This is a genomic window from Mycobacterium sp. 1245852.3 (genome assembly GCF_001669335.1).
GTDB lineage: Bacteria > Actinomycetota > Actinomycetes > Mycobacteriales > Mycobacteriaceae > Mycobacterium > Mycobacterium europaeum_A.
In genome coordinates, this window is sequence record NZ_LZLL01000640.1 from 1 (window position 1) to 13663 (window position 13663).

Here is a 13663-nt window from a genome sequence, read left to right on the forward strand (position 1 = left end):
GGTCGCCGACCTGCTGGCCCGCCTGCAGGTGCAGCCCTCCGAAGGAGGCCGGCGCCGCCGCCGCGAGGGCTGAGCTGGGAGCTTCCTCACATTGGGTAACGCCTGGTAATCGACTACAGTCGTACTGACCGAACGGTACCCACCAGGTGGGACCGGAACGAAACAAGATTCTGTGAGGTCGTCTGCGATGGTGCAGTTCGACGGTCTGCGCCCGGCTCGGCTCAAGGTGGGAATCATCTCGGCCGGCCGGGTCGGCACCGCCCTCGGTGTCGCGCTGGAGCGCGCGGACCACGTCGTGGTGGCGTGTAGCGCCATCTCGCGTGCGTCCCGGCAGCGCGCCGAGCGCCGGCTGCCCGACACCCCGGTGGCGGCGCCGCCGGAGGTGGCCGCCGGTGCCGAGCTGTTGCTGCTCGCGGTGCCCGACAGCGAGCTCGCCGGGCTGGTGTCCGGGCTGGCGGCGACGTCGGCGGTGCGGCCCGGAACCATCGTGGTCCACACGTCCGGCGCCAACGGGATCGGCATTCTCGAGCCGCTGGCCCGGGACGGCTGCATCCCGCTGGCGATCCACCCGGCGATGACCTTCACCGGCTCCGACGAGGACATCAGCCGGCTGGCGGATTCCTGCTTCGGCGTCACCGCGGCCGACGAGGTCGGCTACGCGATCGGGCAATCGCTGGTCCTGGAGATGGGCGGGGAACCGTTCTGCGTGGCCGAGGATGCGCGCGTTCTGTACCACGCCGCGCTGGCCCATGCCGGCAACCACATCGTGACCGTGGTCGCCGACGCGCTCGACGCGCTGCGCGCCGCCCTGCGCGGCAGTGAACTGCTCGGCCAACAGACGGTCGACGACCAGCCGGGCGGCATCGCCGAACGCATCATCGGGCCGCTGGCCCGGGCCGCGCTGGACAACACCCTGCAGCGCGGGCAGGCCGCGCTGACCGGCCCGGTCGCCCGTGGCGACGCGGCCGCGGTCGCCGGGCATCTGGCCGCGCTGACCGAGGTCTCCCCGGAACTGGCGCAGGCCTACCGGGTGAACGCCCTGCGGACCGCCCAGCGCGCGCATGCCCCCCGCGACGTCGTGGAGGTGCTCTCGCCATGAGCCCCGGCAGGCCGCCCGCCTTCACGGCGGGTGAACTCAACGTCTATTCCGCCCCGCGCGATGTCACCGAGGTCAGCCGGGCCCTGCGCCACACCGGGCGCCGGGTCATGCTGGTGCCCACCATGGGCGCGCTGCACGACGGGCACCTGGCGTTGGTGCGCGCGGCCAAACGGGTGCCCGGTGCGGTGGTGGTCGTATCGATCTTCGTCAACCCGCTGCAGTTCGGCGCCGGCGAGGACCTCGACGCCTACCCGCGGACCCTGGATGACGACGTCGCCCTACTGCGTGCCGAGGGCATCGAAATCGTCTTCGCCCCAACGGCCGCCGCGATGTATGCCGATGGGCTACGCACCACCGTGCAGCCCGGACCGCTGGCCGCCGAGCTCGAGGGCGGGGCGCGGCCCACCCATTTCGCGGGCGTGCTGACCGTGGTGTGCAAGCTGCTGCAGATCGTGCGCCCGGACCGGATCTTCTTCGGCGAGAAGGACTATCAGCAGCTGGTGATGATCCGCCAGATGGTCGCCGACCTCAACATCGACACGCAGGTCGTGGGGGTGCCGACGGTCCGGGAGTCCGACGGCCTGGCGATGTCGTCGCGCAACCGCTACCTAAACCCCACCCAACGCGAACTGGCCGTGACGCTTTCGGCGGCGCTGACCGCCGGTGCGCACGCCGCGCACCACGGCGGTGCGGCCGCACTGGCCGCGGCCCGCGCGGTGCTCGACGCCGTGCCCGACCTCACCGTGGACTACCTGGAGCTGCGCGACGCCGGCCTGGGCCCGACGCCCGCCCACGGCTCGGCCCGGCTGCTGGTCGCGGCCCGGCTGGGCACCACCAGGCTGTTGGACAACATCGAACTGCAGATCGAAACACCCGCCGGCACCGCTGGGCCGGACGGACACTACGCCCAATCACCTTGGAGGAATTGATGCTACGGACGATGCTCAAGTCGAAGATCCACCGGGCCACGGTCACGCAGGCCGACCTGCACTACGTCGGCTCGGTGACCATCGACGCCGATCTGATGGACGCCGCGGACCTGCTCGAGGGCGAACAGGTGACCATCGTCGACATCGACAACGGCGCCCGGCTGGTCACCTATGCGATCACGGGCGAACGCGGCAGCGGGGTGATTGGAATCAACGGTGCCGCAGCGCATCTCGTGCACCCGGGCGACCTGGTTATTCTGATCGCTTACGGCACCATGGAAGAGGCCGAGGCGCGGGTGTACCAGCCGCGGATCGTCTTCGTCGACGCCGACAACAAGCCGATCGACCTCGGCCACGATCCGGCGTTCGTGCCCGCTGACGCGGCCGAGCTGCTGGATCCCCGGATCGTTGCGCGGTAGCCGTGCTGCTGGCGATCGACGTCCGTAACACCCACACCGTAGTCGGGCTGATCTCGGGATCCAAAGAGCACGCAAAGGTCGTGCAGCAGTGGCGGATTCGCACCGAAGCCGAGATCACCGCCGACGAACTGGCGCTGACGATCGACGGACTCATCGGCGACGACTCCGAACGGCTCACCGGAGCCGCGGCGCTGTCGACCGTCCCCTCGGTGCTGCACGAGGTGCGGCTGATGCTCGACCAGTACTGGCCGTCGGTGCCCCACGTGTTGATCGAACCCGGGGTGCGTACCGGCATCCCGCTGCTGGTCGACAACCCCAAGGAAGTCGGCGCCGACCGAATCGTCAACTGCCTGGCCGCCTTTCATCGCTTCAACAGCCCGGCCATCGTCATCGACTTCGGATCCTCGATCTGTGTGGACGTCGTGTCGGCCAAGGGCGAATTCCTCGGTGGGGCGATCGCGCCCGGATTGCAGGTGTCCTCCGACGCCGCCGCGGCCCGCTCGGCGGCGCTGCGCCGGGTGGAGCTGACCCGGCCCCGTTCGGTGGTCGGCAAGAACACCGTCGAGTGCATGCAGGCCGGTGCGGTGTTCGGGTTCGCCGGGCTGGTGGACGGTCTGGTCGGGCGGATTCGCGAGGATGTGGAGGGCTTTGCCGGCGACGACGTCGCGATCGTCGCCACGGGCCACACCGCGCCGCTGCTGCTGCCCGAACTGCAGACGGTCAGCCACTACGAGAAGCACCTGACGCTGGACGGCCTGCGGCTGATCTTCGAACGCAACCGCGACGCCCAGCGCGGCCGGCTCAAGACCGCACGCTGACGGCACCGCGCCCTCAAAGCCCGGTCCTTTAAGCTGGCACGTCGTGAGTGCCGACGACCTAGACATTCCCGAGCAGTACCGCATCCGCCGGGATAAGCGCGCTCGGCTGCTCGCCGAAGGCCACGACCCCTACCCGGTCGCCGTCGAACGCACCCACACGCTGGCGCAAGTCCGCGCCGCCCACCCCGACCTGCCGGTGGACACCGCGACCGACGACGTCGTCGGCGTCGCCGGCCGGGTGATCTTTGCCCGCAACTCCGGCAAACTCTGCTTCGCCACACTGCAGGAGGGCGACGGAACCAGCCTGCAGGTGATGATCAGCCTCGACAAGGTCGGCCGGCAATCCCTGGACGCGTGGAAGGCCGACGTCGACCTGGGCGACATCGTCTACGTGCACGGCAACGTGATCAGCTCACGGCGCGGCGAATTGTCCGTGCTGGCCGACTCCTGGCAGATGGCGTCCAAGTCGTTGCGTCCGCTGCCCGTCGCGCACAAGGACATGAGCGAAGAGGCGCGGGTCCGGCAGCGCTACGTCGACCTGATCGTGCGCCCGCAGACCCGCACGGTGGCCCGGCAGCGGATCGCCGTCATCCGCGCGATCCGCAACGCGCTGGACCGGCGCGGGTTTCTCGAAGTCGAAACCCCAATGTTGCAGACGCTGGCCGGTGGCGCGGCGGCGCGGCCCTTCATCACGCATTCCAATGCGCTCGACATCGATCTCTACTTGAGGATCGCACCGGAACTGTTCCTCAAGCGGTGCGTCGTCGGCGGTTTCGACAGAGTTTTCGAACTTAATCGCGTGTTCAGAAACGAAGGTGCGGATTCAACGCATTCTCCGGAATTCTCCATGCTGGAGACCTACCAGGCGTACGGCACCTATGACGATTCGGCAGTAGTGACGCGCGAGCTTATTCAAGAGGTGGCCGATGAGGCGATCGGAACCCGACAACTCCCGCTGCCCGACGGCAGTGTCTACGACATAGACGGAGAATGGGCTTCCATAGAAATGTACCCGTCGTTGTCCGCGGCACTCGGTGACGAGATCACGCCGGGGACCTCCGTCGAAGAACTGCTCGGCATCGCCGACCGGCTCGGCGTCGAGATCCCCCGCGACCGGGGTTACGGGCACGGAAAAATCGTCGAGGAACTCTGGGAGCACACGGTGGGCAACGACCTCGTCGCCCCGACGTTTGTGCGGGATTTCCCGGTCGAGACAACGCCTTTGACGCGCCAGCACCGCAGCATCGCGGGCGTCACCGAGAAGTGGGACCTATATGTGCGTGGCGTCGAGTTGGCCACCGGGTACTCCGAGCTGAACGATCCGGTCGTGCAGCGCGAGAGGTTCGCCGCGCAAGCGCGTGCTGCCGCCGCGGGCGACGACGAAGCCATGGTGCTCGACGAGGATTTCCTCGCCGCACTCGAGTACGCGATGCCCCCATGCACGGGAACGGGAATGGGTATCGACAGGTTGTTGATGACATTGACCGGTCTGTCAATTCGAGAGACAGTTTTGTTCCCGATTGTTCGGCCGCAGTCGTAGGTCAAAGTTTCAACTGTGCGGCTTCCGTACAGATTGAGTATGCTTCGCTGTTATGGCAGATTGGTGACCGGGGAGGTCCGATCCAATCTGCTCAGTATCCGCACAGGACGAAATGCGAGGGTAAGCCAATGGCAAAAAAAGTGACCGTCACCTTGGTCGATGATTTCGACGGTGCCGGCGCGGCCGACGAAACGGTGGAATTCGGGCTTGACGGGGTGACCTACGAGATTGATCTTTCGTCCAAGAATGCCGCGAAACTGCGCGGCGATCTCAAGCAATGGGTGGAGGCCGGCCGACGCGTCGGCGGCCGCCGGCGCGGGCGTTCCGGCTCGGGCCGCGGGCGCGGCGCGATCGACCGCGAGCAGAGCGCGGCCATCCGCGACTGGGCTCGCCGCAACGGGCACAACGTGTCGACGCGCGGGCGCATCCCGGCCGACGTGATCGACGCATTCCACGCGGCGACGTAGCAGCCGTACCGACCGGCGCCCGGGCCTTCGAGCCTGGGCGCCGGTTTGTCATTTCGCTGGGCGCGAAACAATAGTCGGGCGGCTTGGGAAACGAATTGGAAGTGCGCGACGTTTCTTCAGTTACGGCGCGCAACGCCGCAGGCAGTCGCAGGTGAGATCGGCCCTGGAAAGGGCGCCGGAAGACCGGGCGGCTCCGCAGCGAAGAAGGCGCCGGCAAGGTTAGGCCCGCCGGCAAGCCGACCATTACAGTGGAGGCAGGTACGCGATTCCGGCCACAGGAGACCGGCAGGATTGCTCGAACGGCCGCTAACTAGTTTGTACCGATGTTGAGGGAGAGCAGGTAACCCGATGTTTGAAAGATTCACCGACCGAGCACGGCGGGTCGTCGTCTTGGCGCAAGAAGAAGCCCGGATGCTCAACCACAACTACATCGGCACCGAGCACATCCTGCTGGGTTTGATCCACGAAGGTGAAGGCGTCGCGGCGAAGTCGCTGGAGTCGCTGGGCATCTCGCTCGAGGGCGTCCGCAGCCAGGTCGAGGAGATCATCGGCCAGGGCCAGCAGGCCCCGTCCGGGCACATCCCGTTCACCCCGCGCGCCAAGAAGGTTCTGGAGCTGAGCCTGCGGGAGGCGCTGCAGCTTGGCCACAACTACATCGGCACCGAGCACATTTTGCTGGGGCTGATCCGCGAGGGCGAGGGCGTGGCCGCGCAGGTGCTGGTGAAGCTCGGCGCCGAACTGACCCGGGTGCGCCAGCAGGTGATCCAGCTGCTGAGCGGCTACCAGGGCAAGGAAGCCGCGGAGGCCGGCACCGGTGGCCGCGGCGGCGAATCCGGCAGCCCGTCCACGTCGTTGGTGCTCGACCAGTTCGGCCGCAACCTGACCGCCGCCGCGATGGAGGGCAAGCTCGACCCGGTCATCGGCCGCGAGAAGGAAATCGAGCGGGTGATGCAGGTGCTGAGCCGGCGCACCAAGAACAACCCGGTGCTGATCGGCGAGCCGGGCGTCGGTAAGACCGCCGTCGTCGAGGGCCTGGCGCAGGCGATCGTGCACGGCCAGGTCCCGGAGACCCTGAAGGACAAGCAGCTCTACACCCTCGACCTGGGTTCGCTGGTGGCCGGCAGCCGCTACCGCGGTGACTTCGAGGAGCGCCTGAAGAAGGTGCTCAAGGAGATCAACACCCGCGGCGACATCATCCTGTTCATCGACGAGCTGCACACCCTGGTGGGTGCCGGCGCCGCCGAGGGCGCGATCGACGCCGCGAGCATCCTCAAGCCCAAGCTGGCCCGCGGCGAGCTGCAGACCATCGGCGCCACCACGCTCGACGAGTACCGCAAGTACATCGAGAAGGACGCCGCCCTGGAGCGCCGCTTCCAGCCCGTGCAGGTGGGTGAGCCGACCGTCGAGCACACCATCGAGATCCTCAAGGGTCTGCGCGACCGTTACGAGGCGCATCACCGGGTGTCGATCACCGACGGCGCGATGGTGGCCGCGGCCACCCTGGCCGACCGGTACATCAACGACCGGTTCCTGCCCGACAAGGCGATCGACCTGATCGACGAGGCCGGGGCGCGGATGCGGATCCGCCGGATGACCGCGCCGCCAGACCTGCGCGAGTTCGACGAGAAGATCGCCGAGGCGCGCCGGGAGAAGGAATCGGCGATCGACGCCCAGGACTTCGAGAAGGCCGCGAGCCTGCGCGACCGCGAGAAGCAACTGGTGGGCCAGCGCGCCGAGCGCGAAAAGCAGTGGCGCTCGGGCGATCTCGACGTGGTCGCCGAGGTCGACGACGAGCAGATCGCCGAGGTGCTGGGCAACTGGACCGGCATCCCGGTGTTCAAGCTCACCGAGGCCGAGACCACCCGCCTGCTGCGCATGGAGGATGAGCTGCACAAGCGGATCATCGGCCAGGAGGACGCCGTCAAGGCCGTCTCCAAGGCGATCCGCCGCACCCGGGCCGGGCTGAAAGACCCCAAGCGCCCGTCGGGTTCGTTCATCTTCGCCGGCCCGTCCGGTGTCGGTAAGACCGAGCTGTCCAAGGCGCTGGCCAACTTCCTGTTCGGCGACGACGACGCGCTCATCCAGATCGACATGGGTGAGTTCCACGACCGGTTCACCGCGTCGCGGTTGTTCGGCGCCCCGCCGGGATACGTCGGCTACGAGGAGGGCGGCCAGCTCACCGAGAAGGTGCGGCGCAAGCCGTTCTCGGTGGTGCTGTTCGACGAGATCGAGAAGGCCCACCAGGAGATCTACAACAGCCTGTTGCAGGTCCTCGAGGACGGCCGGCTCACCGACGGTCAGGGCCGCACGGTCGACTTCAAGAACACCGTGCTGATCTTCACCTCGAACCTCGGCACCGGCGACATCTCCAAGCCGGTGGGCCTGGGCTTCACCCAGGGTGGCGGTGAGAACAACTACGAGCGGATGAAGCAGAAGGTCAACGACGAGCTGAAGAAGCACTTCCGCCCGGAGTTCCTCAACCGCATCGACGACATCATCGTCTTCCACCAGCTGACCAAGGACGAGATCATCAAGATGGTCGACCTGATGATCAACCGCGTCGCGACCCAGCTCAAGAGCAAGGACATGGCCCTCGAGCTGACGGACAAGGCCAAGGCGTTGCTGGCCAAGCGTGGCTTCGACCCGGTGCTGGGTGCCCGCCCGCTGCGGCGCACCATCCAGCGCGAGATCGAGGACCAGCTGTCGGAGAAGATCCTCTTCGAGGAGGTCGGTCCGGGCCAGGTCGTCACGGTCGACGTCGACGACTGGGACGGCGAAAGCGCCGGCGAGGACGCAAAGTTCACCTTCACCGGCACCCGCAAGCCGCCGGCCGAGCCGGACCTGGCCAAGGCGGGGGCGCACAGCGCCGCGGACCCGGGGCCGGACGCGCAGTAGCAGTCAACAGAAAACGGGCGGTAACTCCTAGCGGACTACCGCCCGTTTTCGCTGCGCCCTACACTGACCGTTGTCATCGACGTGTCACGGAATCTGGTGAAAGTCCAGAACGGTCGCGCCACTGTCCACAGTCAGACCCGAGACTCGTCACACCCAGCGGGGACGCGTTATCCCCAGAAGGAGCCGATTGTGTCCCACCCGCAGCTCACCGGCAGCCGCACCCGATCGATCGATCTTTCGGCGGCGAGCACCGCGCTCTGGCTGGCGGCGACCGTCTTCCTCGCGCTGCTGGCGCTGTACTTCGTCGGCGTCGACCAGGGGGCGGTGTCGTTGTTCGGCAGCGACTCGCACGTGCACGAGTTCGTGCACGATGCGCGGCACCTGCTCGGCTTCCCCTGCCACTGACCCGATCTCGTGGAGAAACGCCTGATCGCGGGCGGTCTGTTGGCGGGTGCCGTCGGCGCGGTGCTTGCGTTCGTCTTCGCCCGCCTGTGCGCCGAGCCCGTCATCGGCCGCGCAATCGCTTTTGAAGACGGCCGCACCGACGCCGAGAATGCGCACGGCGTGCACGAGCACGGCGCCGAGTTGTTCACCCGCGGTGTGCAGTCGGGCCCCGGGCTCGGCTTCGGTGTGCTGATCTTCGGCCTCGCCATGGGCGCGCTGTTCGCCGTGCTGTTCAGCGTGGTCTATGCGCGCACGGAAACCGCTCGGCCGCAAGCGCTTTCGCTGCTGCTGGCGGCCGGCGCGTTCGGGGCGGTGTACCTGGTGCCGTTCGTGAAGTATCCGCCGAATCCGCCGGCGGTCGGACAGGCCGACACCATCGGGGCGCGCACCGGCTGGTACCTGGTGATGGTGGCGGTTTCGGTGGCGCTGGCGATCGGCGCCGTATGGCTGGCGCGGCGCCTCGCCGCGCGGTTCGGCGGGTGGAACGCCGGCCTGCTGGCGGCTGCGGCGTATCTGGTGGCCGTCGTCGTGGCGGCGGTGGCGCTGCCGAGCGTGGACGAGACTCCCGAGCCGCTGCGCGACGCCGCGGGGACCATCGTCTATCCGGGATTTCCCGCCGACGTGCTCTACGAGTTCCGGCTGCTGTCGCTGGCCACCCAGCTGGTGTTGTGGGCGGCAATCGGGCTGGTCTTCGCGGCGATCAGCGGGCGCCTGCTCGGCGCGCGGACGAAGCAGGAGCCGAGCATCGCGGCGTGACCGACGTGCTCCGGCTGACCCTGGTGTCGCATGGCATGACCGATGCCATGGCCGACAAGCGTTTTCCCGCCGACGAGCCGCTGAACGCGATCGGCCGCCGCGAGGTCGAAGCGGTGGGCGGCCTCGTCGCCGCCGCGCCGCGGCAGCTGGTCGCGCCCGAGCGGCGCACCGGGCAGACCGCGAAACTGCTTGGGCTGCACGCCGAAACCGAGCCACGGTTGGCCGATCTCGACTGCGGACGCTGGCGTGGAGCGGCGCTTGCGGCCGTGCCGCCCACCGAACTCGAGGTGTGGCTGAGCCGGCCGGGCGCCGCGCCGCACGGCGGTGAATCGATCGCCGACCTGATCTCGCGGATGTCGCACTGGTTGGAGTCGTTGATCCCCAACCCATTACGGACGGTAGCGGTGACCCATCCGGCGGTGATCCGCGCGGCGGTCGTGGCGGCGTTGGACGCCGACCCGGCGTCGTTTTGGCGCATCGACGTGGCGCCGGCCGGGCGCATCGTCATGCATTTCCGGGACGGCCGTTGGACGCTGCGGTTGTGAGAGTCAGCGCGGGGCGATCAACGCGAAGGCCTGTTTGGCGATCTTGAGCATCCAGCTGGTCACGGTGGGCCCGTGATCGCGCGGCCAGTTCAGCTGGAAGCTCACCACCCACGGCTGCTGCCTCTTGTCGACGGCATACCAGCTGAACGTCAAATCACCCGGCAGGCCACCGGCTTTCGCGCCGATGTACGGCCAGACGTTGTGGTCGAGCTGGATACCCGCGACCGCGGACAGGATCTCGCGCACCGGTGCGGCCTTGCCGACCGCGTCGGCCTGCAGCGCCGCGTGAACCCGGCAGATGTCCTCGGCGTTGCCGTACCACTCGGCGCCGTAGGAGGACGCCGGCGAGTGCGCGCGCATCGGGTCAGGGTCATACGGCGTCGAATTCGCCTGCTCGAGCAGCTGACCGCGGACCTGTGGCGACCCGTGCTCCCACTGGCTGCGCAGGTCGGGCCTGCCCCAGCCGACGGAGAACAGCTCGTACATGGTGGGGAACGGGGTCATGCTGGCCGGGTCGTGATGGCCGGCCGTGGCGAGCGCTTGCTCGATCGCGTGCGTGCCCAGCCGCCCGATCAGCAAGTCGGTGGCCATGTTGTCACTGGTGGCGATCATCTTCTCGGCGGCGGTGCGCACCGAAACATGCGCTCCGGCAGGCAATGCCAATCCCGACGAGCCCACGGCCCGGCTCTTTTCGGTCACGGTCAACTGGTCGTCCCAGGACACCGTGCCGTCCTTGATCGCGCCCGCCAGCGCGTGCAACACGTAGAGCTTGAAAATGGATGCCAGCGGCAAAGATTGGTGCGTGTTGGTGCCCGCCACCGGCTCGCAGCGCCCGTCGTCGACCTTGGCGACCTGATAGGAGTAGCGCGCACCGGTCTTGCTCAGCACCGCGTCGATGTCGTGCCACGAGTTGATGGTCGGTGCCTGGGTGTCGAGGTCGAAATGATCCACATAACCGCCGTCGTCGGTGTGGATCCGGATGTCTTGCCGGGCACCGTAGGACGACGTCAGGTGCAGGGTCGCCACGCTCGCGCCCAGGTCGACGCCGTCGAGGGTGAACGGACGGTCCCACCACAGCGCCTCCATGGTGGTCTCCACCGACTCGACCTTGTCGGGTGCGGCGAGGGTGCCGACCCCGACCGGGCCGATGGGCCAGTCGGAGTTGAGCATGTCCAGCGTCTGCTGGGCCCGGACGCCGGGTGGGGTCCGGGTGTCGATCTGCCGCCCCGGATTGGCCGCGTTGGCCTGCGGGGACGGATTGGGGGCGCAACCGGGCGCCAGTGTCACTACCAGTGCGGCGGCCGCGCTCGCCGTCAATGCGCGGCGCCGCGCCGATAAGCCGCTAGCCAGCCTGCTTGTTGCCGGCAACGTCCATCACAACCTCGAATTCCAGCAGCGAGGCCCCGGTGGCCACCGGCTTCGCCCGCTCCCCGGAGTGCGCTTCGATGGCGGGCCCCTGCGCCCAGGCCTGGAATGCCTCTTCGGACTCCCACTGGGTCACCACGAAGTAGCGGTTCTCGCCCTTGATCGGGCGGAGCAGCTGAAAGCCGAGGAAGCCGGGCTGGTTGTCGACGGCGTGCGCCCGGTGGGCGAACCGCTTCTCCAGCTCCGGGCCGGCGTCGGCGGGTACTTCGATTGCGTTGATCTTCACCACTGGCGACATGCCGCTAGGCTACCCCGCCCATCCCGGTGCCGGGGCCCTGGGCGGTGCACGCAAGATGGTGCTATGCCCAGCGATCTGTTGACTTGCCACGGGGGAGAGGGCGACCCGCTGGTGCTGGTGCACGGCCTGATGGGACGGGGAACCACCTGGCCGCGCCAGCTGCCGTGGCTGACCGGGCTGGGCACCGTCTACACCTACGACGCGTTGTGGCACCGGGGCCGCGACGTCGACGATCCGCACCCGATCAGCACCGAACGGTTCGTGGCCGATCTGGCCGACGCGGTGAGCACGCTGGCCGGCCCGGTGCGGATGGTCGGGCATTCGATGGGCGCCCTGCACTCGTGGTGTTTGGCCGCCGAACACCCGGAACTGGTGTCCGCCCTGGTGATCGAGGACATGGCGCCGGACTTCCGTGGCCGTACCACCGGCCCCTGGGAACCGTGGCTGCATGCCCTCCCGGTCGAATTCGATTCCGCCGAGCGGGTTTTCGCCGAATTCGGCCCCGTCGCGGGCCAGTATTTCCTGGAGGCCTTCGATCGCACCGAAACCGGTTGGCGGCTGCATGGTCACACCGCGCGCTGGATCGAGATCGCCGCGGAATGGGGCACCCGCGACTACTGGGCACAGTGGCGCGCGGTGCGCGCCCCCGCGCTGCTCATCGAGGCCGACAACTCCGTCACCCCGCCGGGCCAGATGCAAGAGATGGCGGAAATATCAAGCGGTGCAACATATTTGAAGGCCCCGCAGGCCGGTCACCTGATCCACGACGAAGCGCCGCAGCTGTACCGCCAGGCCGTCGAGTCATTCCTCGCCGGCTAGGGCGAAGCGCCCGTCGCGCGTCTGCGTCACCAGCCCGTCGGCCAGCAGCGAATACAGCGCCCGGTCGCGCTGCGCGGTGTCGGTCAGCCACGCCACATCCAACTCGGCTCGGGTCACCGGAGAATCGTTGGCGCGCAACACATCCATCAACCGACCGCGGACCTGGCGGTCGGTTCCGGCGTAGGTCTGGACGCGACGGGCCGGCCCCTGCGCGGGCGGATAACCGGCGCTTCGCCACCCGCAGCTGCCCAGCGGGCACAGGCCGCAACGCGGCGCGCGCGCCGTACACACCGTCGCGCCCAGCTCCATCAGCGCCACGGAGAACCTCGGTGCCGTGGCGTCGGCGGGCAGCAGCGCCGACACGTCGGCGTGGTCGCGCGTCGCGGACGGCGCGCCCGCGTCGGCCAGGCCGTGCACCACCCGCGCCACCACCCGGCGAACGTTGGTGTCCACCACCGGAACCGGCTGCTGGTAGGCGAAGCAGGCGATCGCCCGGGCGGTGTAACTGCCGACACCGGGCAGCGTCAGCAAGGTCTCGACGTCCTCGGGAACCTCGTCGCCGTAGTCGCGGGCGATCACGATCGCGCACTCGTGTAACCGCTTGGCCCGCCGCGGGTAACCCAGCTTGCCCCACGCGCGCAGCACGTCGGCCGCGCTGCCCGCGGCCGTGGCCGACGCGGTGGGCCAGCGTTGCACCCAGTCCGTCCAGATCGGCAACACCCGCGCCACCGGCGTCTGCTGCAGCATGAATTCGCTGACCAGAATCTGCCAGGCGCTCACCCCCGGCTCGCGCCACGGCAGATCGCGGCGCGCGATGTCGTACCACCCCAGAAGTTCATTCGCCGGGATTGGAGGTCGGCTAGTCACGGGCAACCGCGGCACAGCACAATGTGTGCCATGCCCAACACCACTCCGGCAACAGCATGGAAAACACTCAAAGAGGGTAACGAGCGATTCGTCGCCGGCCGCCCCGAGCATCCGAACCAAAGCGTCGAGCGTCGCGCGAGTCTGGCCTCCGGCCAGCAGCCGATCGCGGCCGTGTTCGCCTGTGCGGACAGCCGGGTGGCCGCCGAGCTGCTCTTCGACCAGGGACTGGGCGACATCTTCGTGGTTCGCACCGCCGGGCAGGCGATCGACACGGCGGTATTGGGCTCCATCGAGTACGCCGTCGCGGTGCTCGACGTTCCGCTCGTCGTCGTCGTCGGCCATTCCGGCTGCGGCGCGGTCAAGGCGGCCGTGGGGGCGATCGATGACGGCGCGGTGCCCGGC

Annotated in this window: 15 protein-coding genes; 12 read left to right on the plus strand and 3 right to left on the minus strand. The window is 68.4% G+C overall.

The features are described 5' to 3' along the window. Nucleotides 1-187 precede the first annotated feature (187 nt). The 10 genes from A9W96_RS29875 (at nucleotide 188) to A9W96_RS29920 (ending at nucleotide 9912) form a co-directional block, all read left to right on the plus strand. A complete protein-coding gene (locus A9W96_RS29875; RefSeq protein WP_066879453.1) occupies nucleotides 188-1099 on the plus strand; it encodes a Rossmann-like and DUF2520 domain-containing protein in 912 nt (303 codons plus the stop codon). Next, nucleotides 1096-2028, plus strand: a complete 933-nt coding sequence (gene panC, locus A9W96_RS29880) for a pantoate--beta-alanine ligase (RefSeq protein WP_067144754.1) — start codon at nucleotides 1096-1098, stop codon at nucleotides 2026-2028. The genes A9W96_RS29875 and panC overlap by 4 nt, the downstream gene beginning before the upstream one ends. Then, on the plus strand, nucleotides 2028-2447 hold the full coding sequence (gene panD, locus A9W96_RS29885) for an aspartate 1-decarboxylase (RefSeq protein ID WP_066868400.1): 420 nt from the start codon (nucleotides 2028-2030) through the stop codon (nucleotides 2445-2447). The genes panC and panD overlap by 1 nt, the downstream gene beginning before the upstream one ends. A 2-nt stretch (nucleotides 2448-2449) precedes the next feature. Then, nucleotides 2450-3265 carry a type III pantothenate kinase gene (locus A9W96_RS29890; protein WP_066868401.1) on the plus strand — a complete coding sequence of 272 codons (816 nt, stop codon included), beginning with the start codon at nucleotides 2450-2452 and terminating at the stop codon, nucleotides 3263-3265. A gap of 43 nt (nucleotides 3266-3308) precedes the next feature. Next, nucleotides 3309-4805, plus strand: a complete 1497-nt coding sequence (gene lysS, locus A9W96_RS29895) for a lysine--tRNA ligase (protein ID WP_067144756.1) — start codon at nucleotides 3309-3311, stop codon at nucleotides 4803-4805. 128 nt (nucleotides 4806-4933) lie between these two features. Beyond that, entirely contained in the window at nucleotides 4934-5272 is a 339-nt protein-coding gene (gene lsr2 / locus A9W96_RS29900; RefSeq protein WP_066868403.1) for a histone-like nucleoid-structuring protein Lsr2, read from the plus strand. Between the two features lie 348 nt (nucleotides 5273-5620). Continuing rightward, nucleotides 5621-8167, plus strand: coding sequence for an ATP-dependent protease ATP-binding subunit ClpC (gene clpC1 / locus A9W96_RS29905; RefSeq protein WP_066868404.1), 2547 nt, complete (start codon nucleotides 5621-5623; stop codon nucleotides 8165-8167). 189 nt (nucleotides 8168-8356) lie between these two features. Beyond that, the gene (locus A9W96_RS29910) at nucleotides 8357-8572 is read left to right on the plus strand and encodes a CbtB domain-containing protein (RefSeq protein WP_066868405.1); all 216 of its coding nucleotides are present in this window, start codon (nucleotides 8357-8359) and stop codon (nucleotides 8570-8572) included. A gap of 9 nt (nucleotides 8573-8581) precedes the next feature. Continuing rightward, nucleotides 8582-9367 (plus strand): CbtA family protein, encoded by a 786-nt coding sequence (locus tag A9W96_RS29915; protein WP_067144758.1) that lies wholly within the window; start codon nucleotides 8582-8584, stop codon nucleotides 9365-9367. Next, nucleotides 9364-9912: a histidine phosphatase family protein gene (locus A9W96_RS29920; RefSeq protein WP_066868408.1), complete on the plus strand. Its 549-nt coding sequence runs from the start codon at nucleotides 9364-9366 to the stop codon at nucleotides 9910-9912. Before A9W96_RS29915 ends, A9W96_RS29920 begins: the two co-directional genes overlap by 4 nt. 3 nt (nucleotides 9913-9915) lie before the next feature. On the opposite strand, the gene A9W96_RS29925 is transcribed toward A9W96_RS29920, so the two are convergent. Both A9W96_RS29925 and mhuD read right to left on the minus strand, forming a co-directional pair. Further along, complete coding sequence (locus tag A9W96_RS29925; protein WP_067144760.1) at nucleotides 9916-11280, minus strand: serine hydrolase; 1365 nt, start codon at nucleotides 11278-11280, stop codon at nucleotides 9916-9918. After that, nucleotides 11255-11575, minus strand: a complete 321-nt coding sequence (gene mhuD / locus A9W96_RS29930) for a mycobilin-forming heme oxygenase MhuD (protein ID WP_007772332.1) — start codon at nucleotides 11573-11575, stop codon at nucleotides 11255-11257. The genes A9W96_RS29925 and mhuD overlap by 26 nt, the downstream gene beginning before the upstream one ends. 63 nt (nucleotides 11576-11638) lie before the next feature. Between mhuD and A9W96_RS29935 the strand changes: the two genes are divergently transcribed. Then, a complete protein-coding gene (locus A9W96_RS29935) occupies nucleotides 11639-12394 on the plus strand; it encodes an alpha/beta fold hydrolase (RefSeq protein ID WP_067144762.1) in 756 nt (251 codons plus the stop codon). Here A9W96_RS29935 and A9W96_RS29940 read toward each other — a convergent pair. Further along, nucleotides 12377-13276: an A/G-specific adenine glycosylase gene (locus A9W96_RS29940; protein ID WP_067144764.1), complete on the minus strand. Its 900-nt coding sequence runs from the start codon at nucleotides 13274-13276 to the stop codon at nucleotides 12377-12379. The genes A9W96_RS29935 and A9W96_RS29940 overlap by 18 nt on opposite strands. A 15-nt stretch (nucleotides 13277-13291) precedes the next feature. On the opposite strand from A9W96_RS29940, the gene A9W96_RS29945 reads away from it, so the two are divergent. Next, nucleotides 13292-13663: carbonic anhydrase (locus A9W96_RS29945; protein ID WP_304441751.1), on the plus strand; the 372-nt coding region annotated here is incomplete at its 3' end.